16 protein-coding genes are annotated in these 21,871 nt (G+C 65.7%); 7 read left to right on the forward strand and 9 right to left on the reverse strand.

Annotation, left to right across the window (positions count from 1 at the left end; all coding sequences use genetic code 11):
• Positions 1-12: 12 nt before the first annotated feature.
• The 7 genes from ABRP17_RS11920 to ABRP17_RS11950 form a co-directional block, all read right to left on the reverse strand.
• On the reverse strand, positions 13-372 hold the full coding sequence (locus ABRP17_RS11920; RefSeq protein ID WP_349985517.1) for a hypothetical protein: 360 nt from the start codon (positions 370-372) through the stop codon (positions 13-15).
• Between the two features lie 133 nt (positions 373-505).
• A complete protein-coding gene (locus tag ABRP17_RS11925) occupies positions 506-781 on the reverse strand; it encodes a hypothetical protein (protein WP_349985516.1) in 276 nt (91 codons plus the stop codon).
• An 81-nt stretch (positions 782-862) separates the two neighbouring features.
• On the reverse strand, positions 863-1,114 hold the full coding sequence (locus tag ABRP17_RS11930; protein ID WP_349985515.1) for a hypothetical protein: 252 nt from the start codon (positions 1,112-1,114) through the stop codon (positions 863-865).
• A 527-nt stretch (positions 1,115-1,641) separates the two neighbouring features.
• On the reverse strand, positions 1,642-1,914 hold the full coding sequence (locus ABRP17_RS11935) for a hypothetical protein (RefSeq protein ID WP_349985514.1): 273 nt from the start codon (positions 1,912-1,914) through the stop codon (positions 1,642-1,644).
• 85 nt (positions 1,915-1,999) lie between these two features.
• On the reverse strand, positions 2,000-4,342 hold the full coding sequence (locus ABRP17_RS11940; RefSeq protein WP_349985513.1) for a family 20 glycosylhydrolase: 2,343 nt from the start codon (positions 4,340-4,342) through the stop codon (positions 2,000-2,002).
• A gap of 108 nt (positions 4,343-4,450) precedes the next feature.
• Entirely contained in the window at positions 4,451-7,072 is a 2,622-nt protein-coding gene (locus ABRP17_RS11945; RefSeq protein ID WP_349985512.1) for a TonB-dependent receptor, read from the reverse strand.
• 165 nt (positions 7,073-7,237) lie between these two features.
• Complete coding sequence (locus ABRP17_RS11950; protein WP_349985511.1) at positions 7,238-8,257, reverse strand: glucokinase family protein; 1,020 nt, start codon at positions 8,255-8,257, stop codon at positions 7,238-7,240.
• 364 nt (positions 8,258-8,621) lie between these two features.
• Between ABRP17_RS11950 and ABRP17_RS11955 the strand changes: the two genes are divergently transcribed.
• The 7 genes from ABRP17_RS11955 to ABRP17_RS11985 all read left to right on the forward strand — a co-directional run bounded on the left by ABRP17_RS11955 (position 8,622) and on the right by ABRP17_RS11985 (position 18,324).
• Positions 8,622-9,911, forward strand: coding sequence for a sugar MFS transporter (locus ABRP17_RS11955; RefSeq protein ID WP_349985510.1), 1,290 nt, complete (start codon positions 8,622-8,624; stop codon positions 9,909-9,911).
• A 42-nt stretch (positions 9,912-9,953) separates the two neighbouring features.
• Entirely contained in the window at positions 9,954-11,021 is a 1,068-nt protein-coding gene (locus ABRP17_RS11960; RefSeq protein WP_349985509.1) for a LacI family DNA-binding transcriptional regulator, read from the forward strand.
• A gap of 8 nt (positions 11,022-11,029) precedes the next feature.
• Entirely contained in the window at positions 11,030-12,058 is a 1,029-nt protein-coding gene (locus ABRP17_RS11965; RefSeq protein ID WP_192081263.1) for an SIS domain-containing protein, read from the forward strand.
• Positions 12,058-13,206 carry an N-acetylglucosamine-6-phosphate deacetylase gene (nagA, locus tag ABRP17_RS11970; RefSeq protein ID WP_349985508.1) on the forward strand — a complete coding sequence of 383 codons (1,149 nt, stop codon included), beginning with the start codon at positions 12,058-12,060 and terminating at the stop codon, positions 13,204-13,206. The genes ABRP17_RS11965 and nagA overlap by 1 nt, the downstream gene beginning before the upstream one ends.
• The gene (locus tag ABRP17_RS11975) at positions 13,203-14,270 is read left to right on the forward strand and encodes a heparan-alpha-glucosaminide N-acetyltransferase domain-containing protein (protein ID WP_349985507.1); all 1,068 of its coding nucleotides are present in this window, start codon (positions 13,203-13,205) and stop codon (positions 14,268-14,270) included. Before nagA ends, ABRP17_RS11975 begins: the two co-directional genes overlap by 4 nt.
• A 204-nt stretch (positions 14,271-14,474) precedes the next feature.
• On the forward strand, positions 14,475-17,639 hold the full coding sequence (locus tag ABRP17_RS11980) for an autotransporter outer membrane beta-barrel domain-containing protein (RefSeq protein ID WP_349985506.1): 3,165 nt from the start codon (positions 14,475-14,477) through the stop codon (positions 17,637-17,639).
• Between the two features lie 250 nt (positions 17,640-17,889).
• Positions 17,890-18,324 carry an SseB family protein gene (locus ABRP17_RS11985; protein ID WP_188326181.1) on the forward strand — a complete coding sequence of 145 codons (435 nt, stop codon included), beginning with the start codon at positions 17,890-17,892 and terminating at the stop codon, positions 18,322-18,324.
• A gap of 1 nt (position 18,325) precedes the next feature.
• On the opposite strand, the gene ABRP17_RS11990 is transcribed toward ABRP17_RS11985, so the two are convergent.
• On the reverse strand, positions 18,326-19,552 hold the full coding sequence (locus ABRP17_RS11990; protein WP_349985505.1) for a multifunctional CCA addition/repair protein: 1,227 nt from the start codon (positions 19,550-19,552) through the stop codon (positions 18,326-18,328).
• A 130-nt stretch (positions 19,553-19,682) separates the two neighbouring features.
• The gene (locus tag ABRP17_RS11995; protein WP_349985504.1) at positions 19,683-21,662 is read right to left on the reverse strand and encodes a transglycosylase SLT domain-containing protein; all 1,980 of its coding nucleotides are present in this window, start codon (positions 21,660-21,662) and stop codon (positions 19,683-19,685) included.
• Between the last annotated feature and the right edge of the window lie 209 nt (positions 21,663-21,871).

The raw sequence follows: 21,871 nt of genomic DNA on the forward strand, positions 1-21,871 counted from the left end.
GAACGGGGACACCTAGTGGTTGCAGTCCTGGAAAAACTCGATGTCTTCGCCCACGACCATGGTCAACGGGCCCAGCAGCGTTCCGAATAAGCTGTAGCAGGTAAAATGAAGTAACTGCTGGCCTTTGATGATTGCCTCATTGAGGTCCGCCGTATTCAACACCACAACGCGTAGCCTGCTGACTGCAGCGCTTGAATCGGGTGTTGTGCCGGCCAGCACGAGGGCCAGCAGGAGGGACAGAAATCTTGTATTCATGGTGACATCTTCGTTGGTGGCTGCATCCCTGCTGCGCTGCCAAGCGTCTTCTTCGCCGCCGGCGGTGCCGAATTCATCGTAGGGTGCACCCAGAGCCTGGGGTTCCTCATGGTCCATCTCCCGGTTGGACGCGGCGAGTTGCCGGTGGAGACAGGCCAGTGCAGGTGAAACGCCGAGACCAGCGTTACGTGACGTCTATAGTCTCGGCGTCATCGGTGACGTCATTGCAGATCGAGAACGTCATTCCCTGTCAGTGGTTGCACGTCTGTCGCGCCGTCAGGTAGAAGAGGTCTTCCTCTTCGTCCTCTACGACGTCTGAGATCTCCATTTTGCCGAGGAGGGTGCCAAACATCAGGTCACACTGGATGGCGATGAGTCGTTTCGCGGTGGAGGTTGCATCGTGGACGGTGCTCCCACTCGCGGTGGTAGTCAGGTTGGAGATCGCAGCCTGCGCGCTCCAATTCGCGCAGCAGGCGAACAGGAATATCGCCACGGAAGCGGACGATACGCGGATTCTGAAAGTCATGTCCTATCTCCTGGTTGTGCTGGGAGTGCCTGGAGCACGCCCAGCGAAAACGCTGGGTATGCTCCAGGAACAGTGCCTCGGTCAGTGGTTGCAATCCTGCTCTGCCTTTACGGTGAACCCCTCTTCAAGCGTGTACTCAGGCTCTCCGATCAGTTCACCGAACATCATGTTGCACTGGATTTTCAGATTGCGCGCGGCGGTCATCTTTGCATGCTCCAGGCTGATGCCGGTCGCCTCGGTGCTCAGTCGTGAGACGGCAGCATTCGCGCTACCGGCGACGCCCATTACGGCGACAAAAGCAAACAACAGGGCATTGAGCTTAGCGTTCTTCATGATGTATCTCTGGTTTGGTTGGACGCGGCCAGTCGCCGCGAGAGATAGGCTACGTTTCAGGTAGAAAATTGAGAGTAGGCGCAGCACCCTTGTGTCGCGTGCGGCAGGCTCGAATATGTCTGGGAGTTTCGTAAGTGATTTGTTGAGCGTCACGTCGGTGGCGGACCGATATCACGATCGCACTGTTGCATCGACGAGAGGATCTGCGCGCCGGGCAGGCTGGCTCAGGTGTGGGCGCGCCGGAGCGCGGCAGGGCACGCAGAAGATGCGAAGCGTATCGTGACGTCTTGACGGTTGCCCGTGGGGACGGTTGATGTCTCCCCCATCAGAGCGATGGACTGCACAGGGCCGTCCTTCTGAACGCACAGAGGCGTTGATGCGGGATCGTGGCGTCCAGGCAGGGCAGCGGCAACGCATTGCCGCTATATAGTCGCCTACCTGTGGAAGCAGACGCCGTGGCGCGGCCCGCTGCTGCGCTTGTGGGGCTGAGGCGGACGCTGGCAGCGTGCGCTCCGTCCCGCTGCCGGTTAGATCACGCAGACTTGGGAAATGGTGGTGATTACGTTCTCGCCATCGCGGACTACCTTATCGAACGTTAACCAGTCGGTCCTTGTGCCGGACAAGGAGTCGCATTCTGCCCAGGCCTGCAGCTTGGCCCGGCTGGCGACATCGAAGAAATGGATAAGCCGGCCGGAGGCCGTTCCGTATAACAAACTGGTCTCTGCGGCCTCAGCGCTACCTACCGCACTGAACGTGGATACACAGGCAAGCAGCAGCGTGCCGGGGATGTTCTTGTTCATTGTCTTCTCCAGCGTGTTGAAGCGGCGGAAATGCCGCTCCAACAGCCTGGATGAACGGGGCTGCATCCTCTGTCAGCGCTTGCCGTCACTCGGCCAGGGTTGCTTCGTCCAGCACCCACATCGCCGGGCGGGTGTCGCCGGTGAAGTTGATGCACAGATCGCCCTTGCCGGTGAGTCGCTTGGGCAACGCGGCTTCCAGGGTGACGAATCCATCGGCGCCGAGGCTGGCGGGCAACGGGACTTCGGCAAGCGCCGGCCCGCTGCAGTCGCCGCGACGGATTTTCATCTCACCGTGTGCCCGCGTGGCCGCCTCGAACTTTCGCTGCGGTTCGTCGTGGGCCAGCTGGAAGTAGTACGGAATGCGGCCGGCGCGGACCTTCAGCGTGCGGATACCGGTGAGGTCTGCATCGGCCCAGCGCCAGCATGGATTGAAGATGTTGACGTTGAACACGGCGCGCGGGCCATCGGCCGGACCATCATCTTCCAGTCGCAGCAGCAGCTGTCCGGGGCCGGGGCAGGTCAGCAGTTCATCATCGCGGCGGGTCAGCAGCGATTGGGCGGTGTAGGCCGTCTGGGTCGGTGCAGCCGCGAGCGGCTGGCCGTTGAAGAAGGCAGCCGCCTGCACGGTGACCGGCACGGTGGCCTGCAGCGGCGATGTGTACAGCGTCGCGTCGGCAGTGACCGGCTGGCCATCGGTGCGATAACGCACCTCGTAGCCCAGTGGATTTGCCAGGCGGACCTGCACGCTGCCGCTACGGCGGTCGTCCTGCTGGTTCACGGCCACCTCGAAAGGCGTCTGCGCATAGGCCAGTCCCCACGCGCGGTAGCGTTCCAGCTGTGCGGGCAGGCGGGCGAGGAAATCGCGGAAATCACGTTGCTGCACTGGGCTCCAGCCGGTCTCGGCAACGGCGGCCAGGCGCGGGAACAGGTTGTGCTGCAGGCGCGCATGGGTGCGCGTGTGCTCGGTGAACATGTTGGCCTGCAGGCCCAGGATATGGTGCTGCTTGTCCGCCGCCAGCGTGGCCGGGACCGGTTCGAAAGCGTAGGTGCGTGCCAGCGTGGTCAGCAGGGGCCGACCCGGTGGTTCGTTGGGCGATGCCGTCTGCAGGTAGTCCATGTACATGTCGGTGACCGGCGACATCACCACATCGTGGCCTTCGCTGGCCGCCTTCAACCCACCTTCGGTGCCACGCCAGGACATCACCGTGGCCTGCGGCGGCAGCCCGCCTTCGAGAATCTCATCCCATCCGATCAATCGGCGGTCGTGCTGTTCGAGGAAGGTCTCCAGACGTTTGATCAGATGGCTCTGCATCTGCATTTCATCGGCCGCCCCCAGTTCCTTCATGCGCTGCTGGACACGTGTCGAAGCGATCCATTGGTCCTTTACGGCCTCATCGCCGCCGACGTGCACATAGGCCGCCGGGAAGAGATCGATCACTTCCTCCAGCACGTTTTCCAGGAAGACAAAGGTGCTCTCCTCGGTGTTGAACAGATTCGGGAACACGCCCCATTCGCTCAACGGCTGCAGTGGAGTGTCCAGTACGCCCAGTTCCGGATATGCGGCGATGGCGGCCGTCGCATGCCCCGGCACGTCGATCTCCGGGATCACTTGGATGTGCAGCGCCGCGGCGTAGGCGATGACCTCGCGGATCTGCTGCTGGGTATAGAAGCCGCAGTACGGACGGGGGGCGCCGGTGATCGCATCGCGTCCACCGTCGCCGGCCGGGATCCGGCAGCTGCCGACTTCGGTCAGCTTCGGGTAGCGCTTGATCTCCATGCGCCAGCCCTGGTCATCGGTGAGATGCCAGTGGAAGGTGTTGAGCTTGTGCGCGGCCATTGCATCAAGCACTTGCTTGATCTCGTCCAGGCTCTGGAAATGGCGCGCCGAATCGAGCATCAGGCCACGCCAGGTGAAACGGGGGGCATCCTCGATACGCACGGCGGGCACCAGCCCGTTGCTGCCACCGGTGGCGAGCTGCGCGAGCGTAGTGGCGCCATAGAACAGGCCGGCTTCGCTGGTCGCCCGCACGGTGATGCCGCGGGCCGTGGATTCCAGTACATAGCGCTCATCCGGTGTCGCCGGCAGACGCGTGGCCGGGGCGCTGCGGTCCAGCACAAAGCGCACGCCGCCCTGGGCGGTGACCTTGCCCGGCACCAGCGTGGGGCCACCACTGCGTGCAAGCAGATCAGCGAACTGCGCAGCCACGCGCCGTGCGGCGGTTCCCTCGGCCTGCAGGGCCGTCGCGGCGGTGATGGTGAAGCCCTCGCCGGTGGTGCGATGCACCTGCGCCGGGGCGGGGATGACCATCACGCTGCCGCTGCGCAGTTGCGGGCCGGGTGCGTTGTTGATCGCGGGTGGGTCGTTGGCCAGTGCCAGAGGCGCGAACGCCATGCTCAGCAGCAGCGGTGCCAGGGATACCAGACGCATCAGAACAGACTCCTGTTTAGGGCGACCTGCGGGGCGTCGCCGTTTTTCCAGACCCCCTCATGCAACGGGCCCGGATGACCGGGCCCGTTGCGAGGGAACAACGTCAGCTTAGAACTTGAAGTGCACGGTCGCCATGTAGCGGCGGCCGCTCTTGTACTTGCCCGCCAGATGCTCCTTGTCGCCGAGGTACTGGAAGTAGGTCTCGTCCAGCAGGTTCTGCGCGTCCACGTTGAGCGACCAGTTTTCGTTGAACGTATAGCCGATGCTGGCGCCCAGTTCGGCGTAGTCGTCCACGCTTGCCGGTGCTGCACCCGCGACGTAGCCACCGGCCAGGTAGCTGTCACGCCAGTTGTAGGTCAGGCGTGCGTTGAGCGGGCCCTTCTCGAAGTACGGGCTGAAGGCGATCGAGTTGCGCGACTGGTAGGGCAGCGGATCGCCGCTGTTGTTCTCGCCGTTGGCATAGGTGTAGTTGGCGGTCAGGCCGAAGCCGCTGTCGCCGAACGGCTGCTGCAGGCTGAGGTTGAAGCCCTTGACGTGGCCGCTGCCGGCATTGCGCGGACGCTGGATGCTGTAATCGCAGTAGCCATCCACGGTGCAGCCGTTGGTGCCGACCACGCTGGCCCAGGTGGTGGGTGAGGTATCGCGGATCGAGTTGTACTGACGCTCGACGGTGGCCGAGGTGTCGATGTAGTTGTCGATCTTCTTGTAGAACACCGACCACGCAGCGACCGCCTGCGGCGCGTAGTAGTACTCCGCCGATACGTTGAAGTTCCAGGATTCATACGGCGACAGGGCGGCGTTGCCGCCGGAGCCGGTCAGCTGGGTGTCGTTGAGGAAGGTGTTGTTGACCATCTGGTTGTACGGCGCCCAGGCGATCACCTTCGCGGCGGAGAAGCGGAACACCCAGTCGCTGTCGGTATCCCAGGCCACGCTCAACGAGGGCAGGACGAAGTCCTCCTTCTTCGTCTGCGTCTGCCACTTGCTGTCCAGGTCGGTCAGCGTGGGGGTGCCGCCGTAGACGAAGCCGCTGCCTTGGGTCTTGGAGTCGACGTAGCGCACGCCGACGTTGCCGCGCATCGGACCGTTGGAGAAGTTCAACTGCGCATAGGCTGCGTTGTTGGTCTGTTCCAGGGCCCAGCTGTTGTTGAGGTAGCTGGACGGATCCGGATTCGCGAAGTCCAGCGGGCTGCCCTTGACCCAGGCGAGCACGTTGTCACGGCCGACCTGGATGTGGCGAGCCTGGTCATCACCAAAGCCCTGGATGTCGGTCAGGCCGATCGTGCCGACGTCGACCAGGTTGCCGGTACGCACACCGCCATACACGTTGAGCTCGAAGTTCTCTTCATGCTTGCCGTGGCGTACGCCGAACTGCAGCTGGTTGAAGATGCTGTCGAACTGCACATTGAAGTCCAGCTGCGCGTAGGTGTCCTTGCTTTCGGTGGCGAACACGCCGTTGTTGCCGAGCCAGCCGCCGGGTGCGCCCCAGTTGGCCGGGTCGCGTGCAGCGGCCGGATCATCGAAGCTCAGCCCCTTGTCCAGGCTCCAGCCGTAGGCGCCATTGTAGACGGGCTCGATGAAGTACTGCGCCAGGTTCTTGTTCTCGGACTTGCTCTGGCCTGCTTGACCGCTGACGCCCCAGGTCTCGCCTTTCCAGGCACCGCGCAGGTCCAGTCCCTTGGTGGTGACTTCGGATTCGCGCACGTTGTTGTCATAGATGACCGTGCCGCTGGTGAGATCGCTGTTGGCCCCGGAATGGCCCGTGGTGGCGACCCCGTTGCGCACGCCGCCCAGCGTATCGACCGCGTTGCGCGTTCCATCGTTCCAGGTCAGGAAGGAGTACATCGACTGGTTGTAGTTGTCGAAGTTCTCCTTGATGTACAGGCCGCTGAGGTTGAACTCCAGGTCTTCGTTCGGCTTGAACTGCAGGTTCACCACGGCACTGTCGCGCTTGCGTTCCTGCTGGAACCACGCCGCGTTGATGGAGTTGGGCACGTCCACGTCCGGCGCCACACCGGTGGCGTTGGGGAAGCTGCTGGCCTTGGCATAGCCGAATACTTCGGTGCCCTGGCGGTCGACGGCCTCTTCATAGTGCTGCGCAGATACCGCGATTCCGAAGGTTTCGTCATCGGTCTTCCAGCTGTAGAGTGCTGCCGCGTTCGGCTTGCCCTCGCTGGCCTGCTGGCTGTAGCTGTAGCCCACCGAGGCGGCGACTTCGTTCTTCTTCAGATCCAGCGGCTGGCGCGTGTGCATCAGCACGGTGCCACCCAGGCTGCCTTCGGTCAGGCGTGCTTCGGAGGATTTGATGATCTCCGCGCGGCCCAGGATCTGCGGTGACAACAGGGTGTAATCGAAGCCGCGATTGGGCTGCTCGCCGTACAACCAGATCGCCTGCGCGACGGGGTGGCCATCCAGGAAGGACAAATTGAGGCTGGGATCGGTGCCATCGATGCTGACCCGCTCGCCCTGGCCGAAGCGGCGGTCCAGGGTCACGCCCGGGATCTGCGACAGCGCTTCGGCGACGTTCGTGCTGGGGAACTTGCCGATGTCCTCGGCGGTGATCGCTTCGGAGATGCCGACGTTGTTGCGCTTGGTGTCGAGCGATTTCTCCAGGCTGGCACGGATGCCGACCACGGTGATCGTGTCGAGGTCCTGCGGGGTCTGCTGGGCATGGGCGGCGAAGGCCAGGCAACTGACGACGGCGGCCGAAAGTACGGACTTGCGGGTATTCATGATGTCTCTCCTCATCACTCGATGTTCGCCTCGTCGGCGCGTGGTTGCTGCTGTCGTGCGATCGCGCCGCGGCCGGCGTGATCGGGTAGTCCGGGTGGTGCGTACGGCGTGTTCCGGTTGTTGCATGTTCTTGCTGCCTGCACGCGCCTGCGCGTGCTGCAGAGATCAGCGGGATTGCTGGCCCAGGTACCAGCTGGCGGCGCCGATCACGCCCAGCTGGCCGTGCTCGACCACCTTGACCGGGATCCGTTGCAGCGCTTCGCTCATCGGACCCTTGTTGAGATAGCGGGCAACGAAGGTGCTGGCGCGCAGGAACTCGCGGATCTGCGGCAGGATGCCGCCGGCGAGGTAAACCCCGCCGTGGGCGCCATACAGCAGGGCCATGTCACCGATGGTGCTGCCGAGCAGTCCACAGAAGACTTCGAGCGCCCTGCGTGCCTGCGCATCGGTGCCCGCCACCGCAGCGGCCGTCACGGCGTCGGGCGTGCGCAGCGTGGCGGGCTGGCCTTCCACGGCGCACACCGCGGTATAGAGGTTGATCAGGCCAGGGCCTGACAGGGCGTGTTCCACCGACACATGCGACCGTGCGCGCAGCATGTGGCGCAGGATCGCCATTTCCAGTTCATCGCTGGTGGCAAGGCTGGCCTGTCCGGCTTCAGTGGCCAGGACCACCGGACCATGGGCGGTGGGGATCCAGAGCGCCGCACCCAACCCGGTGCCGGGCCCGACCACCAGGGTCGGTCCACGCGGCGCGCTGTCGGGTCCACACAGGTGAAGCACGCCACTGGCATCCACCTGAGCGGCAGCATGGGCGACGGCCTCGAAATCGTTGACGATATGCACGTGCTGCACGCCGGTGTCGGTCTCGAGCTGGCGGGCCGACAGCGGCCACGGCACATTGGCGGTGATCACAGTGCCGTCTTCGCGGGCATAACCCGCAGTGGCCACGACGCAATGAGCGGGGCGGGTGCTGTCGCCGAGGAAATCCGAAAGAATGGCAGCCAGTCCCGGATGGTCGACGTTGCGGTACTTGCGGTAATCCAGCAGACGGACCGGATGGGCGTCGTCGCCGCTGGCCTGCACGCGGGCCACCCGTACATGGGTTCCGCCGACATCTGCGGCCAGGAAGCTCGGCGCAGCGCTGGACAGCACGTGGGCGGGGGCGGGATGGCTGGCAGCGGTCACGCGGGCTCCTGCAGGGTGCGGATCGAGAATGACCCGCGGTTGAAGCGGAATATGGCGCTCTGTTGACAACGATGTCAACGAGCTTGTGAATATTTCGTTGCTGCGCTGCAAGAGATTGTTTTGACCGGAAACGATTACATTGCTGGGAAGCAGTGGCGGGAGCAGCGCCTTCCACATCAGTGGCACAGCGCCCTCTACGTATTCAGATCGAAATCACGTGTCGTATGCGGCGCTGCAGCATCCGGGGTGACGGCGGCATGAGCAAGTTGACAAATCCCCCGTGCTCGTCGAAAGAATGTGACAACGTTGTTCCCAGCCATTCGTCGACGACGCTGACCGCGGCGTCGCAGCAGGAGCCTTGCCGATGTCCGCCGTCCCCGCTGCACCCGCACGTACCAGCGTCACGACCTCCATCGCCATCGTCGGCGTCCTGTTCTTCCTGATCGGTTTCTTCACCTGGCTCAACGGGCCGCTGATCACCTTCGTCAAGCTGGCCTTCGAGCTGGACGAAGTCGGCGCGTTCCTGGTGCTGATGGTGTTCTATCTGTCGTACTTCTTCCTCGCCCTGCCGTCGTCGTGGATCCTGCGCCGCACCGGCATGAAGAAGGGACTGAGCCTGAGCCTGCTGGTGATGGCGGCCGGCGCCGCCTTGTTCGGCGAGTTCGCTACGCAGCGCTGGTATCCCGGTGCGCTGGGCGGTTTGTTCGTGATCGGCAGTGGCCTGGCGCTGCTGCAGACTGCGATCAATCCGTACATCAGCATCCTCGGGCCGATCGAGACGGCCGCGCGACGCATCGCGATGATGGGCATCTGCAACAAGATCGCCGGCATGCTGGCCCCGCTGCTGATCGGCACCTTGGTGCTGCACGGCATAGGAGATCTGTCCACTGCGGTGGAACAGGCGGACGCGGCGACCCGGGCGGCATTGCTCAACGAGTTCGCTGCGAAGATCCATGCGCCTTACCTCGGCATGGCGGCGCTGCTGGTGGTGCTGGCGGTAGCGGTGCTGTTCTCGCCGCTGCCCGAGCTGAAGACCGCTGAAGCCAACGCCAGTCCCGCCGGCAAGGGCGGCGTGGAGCGCAGCAGCATTTTCCAGTTCCCGCACCTGTGGCTGGGCGTGCTGTGCCTGTTCGTCTACGTGGGCGTGGAGGTGATGGCCGGCGATGCAATCGGCACCTACGGCCATAGCTTCGACCTGCCGCTGGACCAGACCAAGATGTTCACCTCGCTCACCCTGGGCGCGATGCTGGTGGGCTATGTGGTCGGCCTGCTGCTGATTCCCAAGGTGGTCTCGCAGTCGCGTTACCTGAGCATCTCCGCCTGCCTGGGCGTGCTGTTCTGCCTGGGGGCCTACTTCACCCACGGCTATGCCTCGGTGGCCTTCGTGGCCCTGCTCGGGTTCGCCAACGCGATGATGTGGCCGGCCATCTTCCCGCTCGCCATCCGTGGGCTGGGACGCTTCACCGAAACCGGATCGGCGCTGCTGGTGATGGGTATCGCCGGCGGCGCGATCATCCCCCAGGCATTCGCGGTGCTGAAGCAGCATGCGGACTTCCAGCTGGTGTTCCTGCTGCTGATGGTGCCGTGTTACCTGTACATCCTGTTCTACTCGGTGATCGGCCATCGCGCCGGCCTGCCGCGCGATGCGGCCTGATCGGCGATCATGGACGCACCAGACCAACCGCGGGGAACGGCAATGCGCAGAGCGACCATCAAGGACGTCGCCGAAAAGGCGAAGGTTTCGCTGAAGACCGTATCGCGTGTCATCAACAACGAACCATCGGTGATGCAGGCGACCCGTGCGCGCGTGCTGCGCGCCGTGGCTGAACTGGACTACGAGCCCGATCCGTCGGCGCGTAACCTGCGCAGCGGCACGACCTTCGTGGTCGGGCTGGTCTACGACAACCCCAATCCGTACCACATCATCGGCGTACAGAACGGCGTGCTGGCGGCGTGTCGGGAAACCGGCTTTGGCCTGCAGATCCATCCCTGCGACTCCAGCTCGCCGATGCTTGCCGAGGAGCTGGCGGACTGGGTGGCGCGTTCGCGGCTGGCCGGACTGGTGCTGACTGCCCCGATGTCCGAGCGCCGCGACCTGGTGCAGGCACTGACCGCGCGTGGCATCAAGCTGGTGCGCATCATCGCGGCCACCGAAGACCCGGCCGATGGTGCGTGCGTGTTCGTCGACGACCGCGAAGCGGCCTATGAGGTGACCGAGCACCTTATCCAGCTCGGTCACCAGCGCATCGGCTTCCTTTGGGGTGGCAGTTCGCACCGGTCCTCGGTGGAGCGGCACGCCGGCTACGAAGCCGCGCTGAAGGACTACGGCATGACCGTGGACAAGCATCTGGTGGTGCAGGGCGATTACACATTCGACGACGGATTCCGCGGTGCACGGCGGCTGCTGGCGCTGCGTGAACCGCCGACGGCGATCTTCGGCTCCAACGACGAAATCGCGGCCGGCGTGCTTGCCGCTGCGAAGTCGGCTGGCATGAACGTGCCTTACGATCTGTCGATCGCCGGATTCGAAGACAGTCCGTTCTCGCGGCAGTCGTGGCCGCCGCTGACCACGGCCAAACAGGCCACCGAGGACATCGCCCGCCACGCCGCGCGCCTGTTGATCGCGCAGCTGCGCAGCGACGCCTACGACGACACGCCGTCACCGCTGCACAACCAGGGCTTCGTGCCGCAGCTGGTGGTACGCGGATCCACTGCGCCGATGCGTCCGTCGGCACCACGCACCCTTCCTTCCGATCCTCCCTGAGTACCGTCATGACGCTGCCCGCACCTGCCGACACCCTGATGTACCGTGAAGCCGCTGAAGCGGCGGAAGTCATCGCCGCCCAGTTCGCGCGCAACCATGGCGTGATGGAGTCGCTGGCTGCCAGCCTGCGCCAGTCGCCTCCGCCATTCGTGGTGACCTGCGCGCGCGGAAGCTCGGATCATGCGGCTACCTACGGCAAGTACCTGCTGGAAACCCAGCTGGGGGTGGTGGTGGCCTCTGCCTCGCCGTCGGTCGGGTCGGTGTACGCTGCGCCGTTGCAGCTGCGTGGCGCACTGTTCATCGTGATCTCGCAGTCCGGCAAGAGTCCGGACCTGCTGCGCAACGCGGAAGCGGCCAAGGCCGCAGGCGCGCGGGTGGTGGCGCTGGTCAACGTGGAGGATTCACCGCTGGCGCAGCTGGCCGATACGGTGATCCCGCTGCATGCCGGCGCCGAGCGCAGTGTTGCGGCCACCAAAAGCTATCTGGCCTCGCTGGCCGCGCTGCTGCAGCTGGCGGCGTACTGGAAGCAGGACAGCGCGCTGCGGGCAGCACTGCAGGCATTGCCGGATGCACTGCGCAGCGCCTGGCAGGCGGACTGGAGTGCGGTGACCGATGGCCTGGTGGAAGCCAGCAATCTGTTCGTGCTGGGGCGCGGCCTGGGCCTGGGCGCGGCGCAGGAAGCGGCGTTGAAGTTCAAGGAGACGTGCGGGCTGCATGCAGAGGCCTACAGCTCGGCCGAGGTCAAGCATGGCCCGATGGCGTTGGTCGGCCCTGGCTTCCCGGTGTTGGCTTTTGCCCAGCCTGACGAGACCGGCGCCGGTACGCGTGCGGTGGCCGATGAATTCGCCGCGCGTGGCGCGCAGGTCTGGTTGGCCGGTGCCGGCGGCGAGTTGCCGGTCGCGGCAGCACCGCATCCCCTGTGCGCCCCGCTGCTCACGGTGCAGAGTTTCTACCGCGCGATCAACGCACTGGCGCTGCGCCGCGGGCACAATCCGGACCTGCCGCCGCATCTGAACAAGGTCACGGAGACCGTCTGATGAAACAGGTGCTGCGCAATGCCCGCATGCTGGTGGGCGATGAGTTCCGCGATGACCTTGCCGTGGTGCTGGAAGCGGGCCGCATTACGGCCGTGTTGCCCGACGCGGCACCGTCGCTTGGCCATGCCGGCGAGCAGGTAGACCTGCAGGGGGGCTGGCTGCTGCCCGGTTTCATCGACGTGCAGGTCAACGGCGGTGGCGGCGCGTTGTTCAACAACACGCCGGACGTGGCGACACTGCGCACCATTGCCGCAGCCCACCGGCGTTTCGGCACCACCGCGATGCTGCCCACGCTGATCAGTGATGACCTGGAGGTGATGCGTGCAGCGATCGCGGCCACGCATGACGCCATTGCGCAGGCGGTGCCAGGGGTGCTCGGCATCCACCTGGAAGGCCCGTACATCGCACCGGCGCGCAAGGGCACCCATGACGCCAGCAAATTCCGCGTGCCCGATGCCGATGAAATCGCCTTGGCCGCCTCGCTGGACAATGGCGTGACCCTGCTGACGCTTGCCCCGGAGCGGGTGCCGCTGGAGACCATCCGCGCGCTGGTGGAGCGCGGGGTGATCGTCGCCGCCGGGCATACCGCCGCCAGCTACGAAGAAGTGCGCGCCGGGCTGGATGCCGGCATCCGCGGCTTCACCCATCTGTACAACGCGATGTCACCGCTGCAGGGGCGCGAACCCGGTGCGGTCGGGGCGGCGCTGGAAGACCGCGACAGTTGGGTCGGCATCATCGTCGACGGGGTGCACGTGCACCCGGGCAGCCTGCGTGTGGCGCTGGCTGCGAAGCCACGTGGGCGCCTGCTGCTGGTCACCGATGCCATGCCGCCGGTGGGCGCGGCCGACCCCAGCTACGTCCTGTACGGCGAAACCATCACCGCCATCGAGGGTGTCGTCCGCAATGCAGCGGGGTCGCTGGCGGGGTCTGCGCTGGACATGGCGACGGCTGTGCGCAATACGGTGCAGCTGCTGGGCCAGCCATTGGCCGAAGCGGCCCGCATGGCATCCACCTATCCGGCGCAGTTCCTCAACGTGGATGATCGGATGGGGCATATCGCGGAAGGATTCCAGGCCGACCTGGTGGTGCTGGATGATGCGCTGCAGGTGCGTGGGACCTGGATCGCCGGGCAGTACGAGGCCGCATGAGCACTGGAGCGGGCCCGCGCCTTGCGTCCATCGACGCGCTGCGGGGCCTCACCGTGGCAGCGATGCTGGTGGTCAACAATCCCGGCAGCTGGAACCACGTCTATGCGCCGCTGCTGCATGCGCAGTGGGACGGGTGCACGCCCACCGACCTGATCTTCCCGTTCTTCCTTTTCCTCGTCGGCGTGTCGATGGCCTTCAGCGTGGTGCCACGTGCGGTGCTGCCGGCGGCGCGTCCCGCGTTGGTGCGTGGCGTGCTGCAACGTGCAGCGCGCATCCTGCTTGCCGGTGCCTTGCTGCATGCGCTGGCGTGGTGGCTGCTGGACCTGCCGCATTACCGCCTGTGGGGCGTGCTGCAGCGGATCGCCCTGTGCTCCGCGCTGGTGGGGGTGCTGGTGGTGTTCGCGCGACCAGCCGTGCAGTGGATCGCGCTGGTGCTGCTGCTTGCGGTGTACGCGGCGCTGCTGCTTGCTGCAGACACGCTGCAGCCCCTGTTGGATCCGGCCAGCCGGCTCGATACTGCGCTGTTCGCACCGTGGGTGTACCAGTGGCATCCCGACAACGGGCTGGGCCACGATCCGGAGGGGCTGTTGAGCAGCCTGGGTGCGTTGGCGACGACCTTGCTGGGCGTGATCGCCGGTGGCCTGTTGCGTTCGGGTCGCCGTGGTGCCTTGCTGTTAGTAGGGCTGGCAGGCGCGGCGCTGGGCGTCGCAGGAGCGGGCGTACTGCCCTTCAACAAAGCCTTGTGGACGCCGACCTACGTTCTGTGGAGCGGTGGGCTCGCAACGCTGCTGCTGCTGGTCACGTACGTAGTGGTGGACCGGCGAGGCTGGCCGGCCTTGGGACGGCGGTTCGGCGTGAACGCGATCACGGTGTATCTGGGGGCATCCGTGCTGTCGGTCGTATTGGGCGCTACGGGTGCGTGGGCGCGTGCGTGGCACTTGATGCGCGATGCGTTGCCCACGCAGCCTGCGATGGCTTCGCTGCTCGTCGCAGGTGGTTTCGTGGGGGCGTGGTGGGTCGTCGCGTGGTGGCTGGATCGGCGACGCATCTACGTCAAGATATGAAGTGATTCACGCGTGTGCGCGCCGCGTGAGAGTGGACAGTCTTCACGGCTTCTATGCGTATCAGGTCTCAGTTTATGGCCCGTAAAGTACGTAGCGGTCATCGACGGCTGCAGGACCCTGAGGCGTAGGGTCCACGTATGTGAACTCTGATTCATTACTGCCACGTTCCTCGTAGCTCGTCCATTCCCCCGTTGGAGACGTCCTATGCAACGTTCCGCGCGATCGCCCCTCTTCCTGTGCATTGCTTCTCTGCTGACACGGCGCGCGTTCGCCGGTACGGCGTTGCTGGTGGCAGCCCTTCCTGCAGGTGCCAACTGCGTGACGACGGGTACCACCACGGTCTGCGATGCCACTGTGCCGAATCCGTGGACCTCGACGGTGGGCAGCGGCGATGGCGGGCCCGACGACAGCCGCACGGTGGAGGTGCAATCGGGGGCAGGCGTCGTGGTCAACAATGCCAGCGTGGTCAGCTTCGCCGGGGTGGGTAATGTGCTGAGCAACAGCGGCACCCTCACCGCCACCAACGCGGCGGCGATCGGGTTCGACAACAGCACCGGGCGCAACCGTGTAGTCAACACTGGCACCGGCGTCATCCAGGCCGACGGCACCGCGATAGCGGCCACCGGCGGGGGCGCGCTGGACTTCATCAATGCAGGTCTGGTGACCGGCAATGTTGTGCTCGGTGCCGGCGATGACCTGCTGGATCTGTCCGGGCGCATCGACGGCAGCGTGGACCAGGGTGCGGGCAACGATACGGCGATTCTGCGCGCCGGCGGGACCCTCGCCGGGGCCCTTGCACAGGGGGCCGGCAACGACCGGCTGGAGGTGCAAGGTGGCGTGGTCAATGGTGCTACTACGCAGGGCGCGGGCGATGACACCGCAGTGCTGAGCGCGGGCACGCTGGCCTCGCTGGACCAGGGCGACGGTGTGGACAGCCTGCAGATCAGCGGTGGCAGCGTCACCGGGACGGTGCAGCAGGGCAACGGTATCGACAACTTCCTGATGACCGACGGCACCCTCGGCGCCCTGCTGCAGGGTGACAACTACGACTCCTTCCGCATGACCGGTGGCCGCATCATCGGTGCGTTCGAGGACGGCGACTACGCCGAGATGACCGGTGGGCGCATCGGCCGGGTCAACATGAAGCTCGACAACAATGTCTTCGACATGTCCGGCGGCACCATCGACGGCAATCTGGTGACCGGCTTTGGACGCGACACGATCATCCTGTCCGACGGCTATATCGGCGGCAACATCAGCGTCAGTGGCGGCGATGACAGCGTGACCCTGACCGGCGGCACCGTGCGCGGCGAGATCCGCATGAGCGTGGGCAACGATACGCTGGACTGGAGCGGTGGCGGGGTGGTGCATGACCTGATCGACATGGGCGAGGGCAACGACACCGCACGCCTTTCGAACCTCAACGAATCCCATCTCGGTGCGGTCCCGCGTCTTGAGGGCGGCGTCGGCGTGGATGCGCTGGTGATGGACAACGTCAAGAGCACCGCCGTGGCGCGCTATGCCGGTTGGGAGAGCATAGCGCTGCGCAACGACAGCCAGCTGATCTTCGATGGCACGCTGGTGCTGGGCGACATCGGCACGGCAACCGGTACGCTGGATATCGATCCGACCAGTGCGTTGTTCGGTAGCGGTGCGAACGGCATTTCCGCCTTTACGGCGGGAGCGCTGGCGACGGTGATAAACGCCGGACGCCTCGACATGAGCAGCAACGACGTCGCCGGTGATGTGTTCACCGTCAACGGCAATTACACCGGCAACGGCGGCGGCCTGTATCTCAATACAGTGCTGGGCGATGACAGTTCGGCCAGCGACCGGCTGGTGGTGTCCGGTGGCACCGCCAGCGGCACGACCGGCATCGGTGTATTCAACGCCGGTGGTGGCGGCGCGGCGACTGTGGCCGATGGCATCCTGCTGGTGCAGGCAAGCAATGGTGCAACGACCACGGCCGATGCCTTCGCGCTGTTCAACCCGTTGTCTGTCGGCGCGTACGAGTACTTCCTGTTCAAGGGCGGGGTGAATGCCGGGACAGGCGAGAACTGGTACCTGCGGTCCACCATCGTGGCGAGTGCCGATCCCGCACCTGCGCCGCCGCCGGTGACGCCCCCGCTGCCCGAGCCGCCGCCGCCGGAACCCATCGGTACGCCGCCGCCGGTGTTGCCGCCCGCACCGCCACCGCCGCCGGATGTCCCGGTGGATCCGGGCACGCCGGATCCAGACCCGGTCGCGCCGGAACCTGCGCCGCCACCGGCACCTGCGGAGCCGGCGCCGGTAGCGCCTCCGGTCCTGGAGACGCCGCCCGCGGTGCCGGATGAGGTGGCCGTGGTACCCGGCCCGCTCGCTTTGCCGCCTACGCCCGGCGCGCGCCCTTCGCAGGCTGCCGTCACACCCATCTACAGGCTTGAGACACCGGCCTACGCGGTGGTGCCGTCGCTGCTGCGTACGGTCTCCCAGGCCTCGCTGGGCACCTTCCACGAGCGGCAGGGTGAGCAGCGGTTGCTGGTGGGTCAGGGTGCGGCGCGTGGCGCGTGGGGCCGGTTGATCGGCAGCAGCGAAGAGCAGCACTGGAACGGCGACGCGCTGACCGGCTTTGACGGTGACCTGCAGGGCCTGCAGGCGGGTATTGATCTGTATGCCAGTGGCGACGAAACCTTCCGCAGCCAGTGGGGCGTGTTCGTCGGGCGCACCCGCGCCACGGGCCGCATCACCGGACTCGCACTCGGGTGGGAGAACGTCCAGGTTGGCCAGACACGGTTGGATGACAAGCACGTCGGGCTGAGCTGGACCGGCGTGGGATCTGCCGGCGGCTATCTGGACGCGGTGGTGATGCAGAGCCGCTACCGCGGTGAGGCGTGGTCCACGCGCGGACTGGGCATCGACGTACGCGGCGACGGTACCAGTGCCTCGCTTGAGGCAGGCAAGCCGCTGCTGCGGTTCGGTCAATCAGCCTGGTGGCTGGAGCCGCAACTGCAGGTGATCTGGCAGCGGCAATCGCTGGACGACGCAGCGGATGCGGTGGCGGCGATCGGTTTCGGTGCGGACACCGCATGGACCGGCCGCATCGGCCTGCGGATTGCCGGCGATTACGGACTGGCGGACAACGGCTGGCAGCCGTACTTCAAGCTCAATTACTGGAAGACCTTGGACGGCGATGACCGCGTGGACTTCGGCAGCAACCGCATCGTGGCCGGGCAGGAGACCAGCGCATGGGAAGTCGGTGTGGGCGTGGTCGGGCGCTTCAACCGCAACGTGAGCGCGTATGCGGTCGCGGACTACACCCGCGACCTGGAAGACCGCAATCGCGAAAGGAAGAGCGTAGAGGGCAACATCGGCCTGCGGTTTGACTGGTAGGGCGGGTTCCTGCCCACGCAATCTCCGGTAGAGCGCCTATCCGGTAGAGCCGACTTCAGTCGGCTGGGGCCTGCGCGCATTGCAACAGCAGCCGACTGAAGTCGGCTCTACCAGGTCCCCACGGCCAGATCCCCGCGACCAGGTCCCCGCGCCTGGGGCGGTGGTTGCGTCGTTCCACAGGATGACAACGTCACGGCCTGCTAAAGTTGCGGCAACGATCACGCGTGACCGCACGCAAGCAGGAGTAACCGTGGAAGCCGAAGCCCCCTTTGAACCACTGAACGAGCTGGAAGTGCGACTGCTGCAGGCCCAGGACGGGACGCTGCAGGCCCCGGAATTCCTGGACAGCCTGCTGGCGGACCAGGTCTTCGTGCTGCTGGACAAGCCGGTCGGCCCGGACGCCGACTGGGATGAGTCGATCAACCCGCTGGTGCTGACCAGTGAAGGCGATGAGCCGATGTTCGCGATCTTCTCCGCCGTCGAACGTGCCAGCGCCTGGAGTGAGCAGTTGCCGCAGTTCGAGAATGCGCTGCAGGTGGAAATGCGCTGGTTGCTGAGCGCTATCTCCGACGGCGTGGGCATCGTGCTGAACCCGGGCTACGACATCGGCATGGAGATGATCCCCGATGCGGTCACCCAGTTGAAGCAGCGCGCCGACGCGTTCACCCGCGGCGAAGCGCGCTGAGTCAGCCCCGGCGCGCGCGCGCGATCGCGGCGATGCGCGCCTTGGCAAGGGCCTGGCCGATGGCGGGGCCCTGCAGGTCGGTGGTGTCGAGGTCACGCGCCTGCACCGACAGCGCCGCCCGGTGAAGCCGGTTCAGCGTCTCCCCTTGGGGATAATCGCTGTCCTCGAAGCCCAGTCGCCCGCGTTTGTCCGCTTCGCAGCACAGCGCGATGCGGGCGATGCGTTCGGGCCGCCGCAGCGTATCGCAGCGACTCAGCAGTTCCAGTACCGTGGCATCGCGCAGCTCGTCGATGCGGTGCACGTTGAGGTGCTCGCGGCACACCGCTTCGGCCAATTGCTGGTGCTCGGCGGGGATCTTCAGGCGTGCACACAGGGCCTTCAGCGGCTTGACGCCGCGCTGTTCGTGCATGATGTGGCGCGGCCATTCTTCCGGCGGCGTCAGGCCTTTTCCCAGGTCATGGGTCAGGGCCGCGAAACCGACCAGATCATCGCCGGGTGCCAGCCGGGCGGCCATGTCGCTGACCATTTCCTGATGCACGCCGGTGTCTATTTCAGGATGGTATTCCGCGCGCTGCGGGACACCGTACAGGGCCTCCAGCTCGGGCAGGATCGGGCCCAGCGCATGCGCATCGTGCAGGGTGCGCAGGAACGCGGAAGGGCGCTCGCACGCCAGCGCACGACGTAGTTCCTGCCATACGCGTTCCGGCACGAGGGCATCCAGTTCCCCACTGGCCGCGACCTCGCGCATCAGCGCCATGGTCTCTTCCGCCACGCTGAAGCCCAGGGGGGCGAAGCGCGCCATGAAGCGCGCGGCACGCAGCACGCGCAGCGGATCTTCGACGAAGGCCGGGCCGACGTGGCGGAGCACGCGCTGCTCGATGTCACGCACACCGCCATAGGGGTCGACCAGCCTGCCGGTGGCCTCATCGCTGGCGATCGCGTTGATGGTGAAGTCGCGCCGCTGCAGGTCGTCTTCCAGCGTCACCGATGGATCGGCGTCGACCACGAAGCCGCGATAGCCGCGTCCGGATTTGCGCTCGGTCCGGGCGAGCGCGTACTCCTCCGCACTGTCAGGGTGCAGGAACACCGGGAAGTCGCGGCCCACGGCACGGAAGCCTTGGGCCTGCATGTCGGCCGGCGTGGCACCGACGACCACCCAGTCCCGGTCACCGGCGGGACGCTGCAGCAGGCGGTCGCGCACCGCGCCGCCGACGAGATAGATCTTCATGACCCCATGATACGGCGGGTTCGGCGCAGGGAGTAACCGCTGCTGGCCGCCACGCTTCCGCTGTGGGTGCTTCCCGCTGCGGTCGCCGAGCATGGCTCGGCGCTACCGGTCATCGCGGCGTGCGGCGCGATCAATCCGCCTTGGAACCCGCTGCAGCGGTGCAGGTGAACTTCTTGCGGGTGTCCACCAGCTTGCCCATCAATCGATCACTGAGCGGCAGCGCATCGCCATTGAGACGCCAGTCGTAGATCACGCTGAAGGCCAGCACGCGGGCAACGTACTCGCGGGTTTCCTTGTAGCTGATGGTCTCGATCCACAGGTCAGGATCGAAGCCGGGCCGCTGGCCCTGCCAACGCGCGGTGGGCGTGGGGCCTGCGTTGTAGGCGGCGATCGTGACGTAGGGCAGGCCGTCGTACTTGTTCATCAGCTGGCGCAGGTACGCAGTGCCGATGGCGATGTTGGTGTCCGGGTCGTACAGGCTCGACGCGCCGCCGTAATTGGTCAGGCCGATGCTCTTGGCGACCGCTGCGCCGGTGGCGGGCAGCACCTGCATCAGGCCCATCGCATTGGCGGGAGAGCGTGCGTTCGGGCTGAAGATGCTCTCGGCGCGGATCTCGGCCGCCACCCAGGCGGGATCGATGGCGTTGCGCGATGACTCGCGGCGGATGCTGCCATCGTGGTGCAGCGGGAAGCGCAGGTGATACAGGCGCTGCTCGTCGGGCTGCTTGCCCAGCGAGAACACGGCCCGGTCGAACCACCCGTTTTCCTGTGCCACTTCCACCGCCAGTCGGCGCTGGGTGTCATCGAACTTGGCCAGCGCACTGTTCCATTCGGCCGTTGCCCAACTGGCGCGGTCGATGCGGTACAGCTCCATGGCCCGCACGATGGCCGGGTCGCGCGACACGGCGGCACGTGCCGAGGCACTGTCGTTGGGCTTCCAGGGGCACAGCATGTAGGGCTGCTGCAGCTTGTCGGCGGCCAGGAAACCATGGAAGGTCGGCGAGCTGGCGGCACGCGCGAACACGGCCTTGGCCTGCGCGGCCTGTCCCGTTTTCTCCAGCATGCGTGCTTCGAAGTAGGTCCAGCGCGAGTCCGCACGCTGGGTCGGGCCCATCTTGCGGATGGCCGCCAACGTCGCCGGCCAGTCACCGCGCGACATCGCTTCACGTACGCGCCATTCGTGCAGGCGTTCGTCATAGGCCGAATCGGGCACCGCATTGAGGCGACGCGCCGAATCGGGCAGGTACGACGCCACCGTCCACAGGGCGATCTGGTACCGCACCTGCGCCTGCTGCTCCGCACTCAGCCCCAGCGCCTGCGCATACTGCGGCAACTGTTGCTCGGTAGCGTCCGGGTTGGCTTTCGCCAGCTTTTCCAGGCCATCGGTGGCGATGCGTTTGCTGCGCTCGTTGCGTGGCCAGTTCAGTGCCTTTGCATTGGGGGAATCGACGAACGCGGCGTAGTCGGTCGCCAGCGCCAGATCGGCCGCGGGCAGACCGCGGGCCGCACTGCGCATCACCGCCGGCTGCTGGGCGTCGGCCGCCGCATCGATCCGTTCCCAGCGCAGTGCATCGCTCAGCCCGCCCTGTGCCTGCAGCGCGGTGAACACGGCATCGCAGCCATCGGGCAGCGCCTTGCCGTTCTTGCGCCACAGTTCCTGCGCTTCACTGGTCCACTGTGCGTCGATCTTGCCGGTGGCCTGGCGGGCGCTCAGCTGCGCGCAGCGCAGCCCGGTGTTCTCGGTGGGCGCCCAGTTGGCGAGCAGGGTCGCCCAGTCCTCGCGGCGCGCTACAGCGGGCAGCCATACGCTGCGGAAGGTGGTGGCCACGGCTTGGCCGTCATAGCGTTTGAGGAACGACTGCGCCTGGTCGTTGCTGACCGTTTCGATGTTGCGCCGCAGGTTCGCGTACTCCAGCCACCCATACGCCGGGTTGCGGCTGAGCGTGCCGGCCTGGGCAGCGTTGAACTGGCCGCGCTCGGCATCGGCGATGGCCGCCTTCAGTTGGGCGCGCTGGGCGTCGCTGGATTGGGCGGAAGCGCTCGGTACAACGGCACACAGCAAGGTGGCCACGGCGAGCAGGGACAGGGCAGGGCAAGGATGTCGAGTCATGGTCCCAGCATAGCGGTGGAAGGCTGAATTCAGTTTCGCACACGCTGCATGCAGGCACTTGAACGGGCGTTTGCAGCGACCGCTCATGCGTATTCGGCTTTGTGCAATCCAAGTGAAAGCGAGGCGTGGATCACTTCACCCGCTTTACAACTTGTTTACAACTAGGACGCTGTGTGATCCCAGCAGTTGATTTGCCCGCCCATCTGGAG

The organism is Stenotrophomonas sp. WHRI 8082 (assembly GCF_040223995.2).
In the GTDB taxonomy this organism is placed as follows: Bacteria; Pseudomonadota; Gammaproteobacteria; order Xanthomonadales; family Xanthomonadaceae; genus Stenotrophomonas.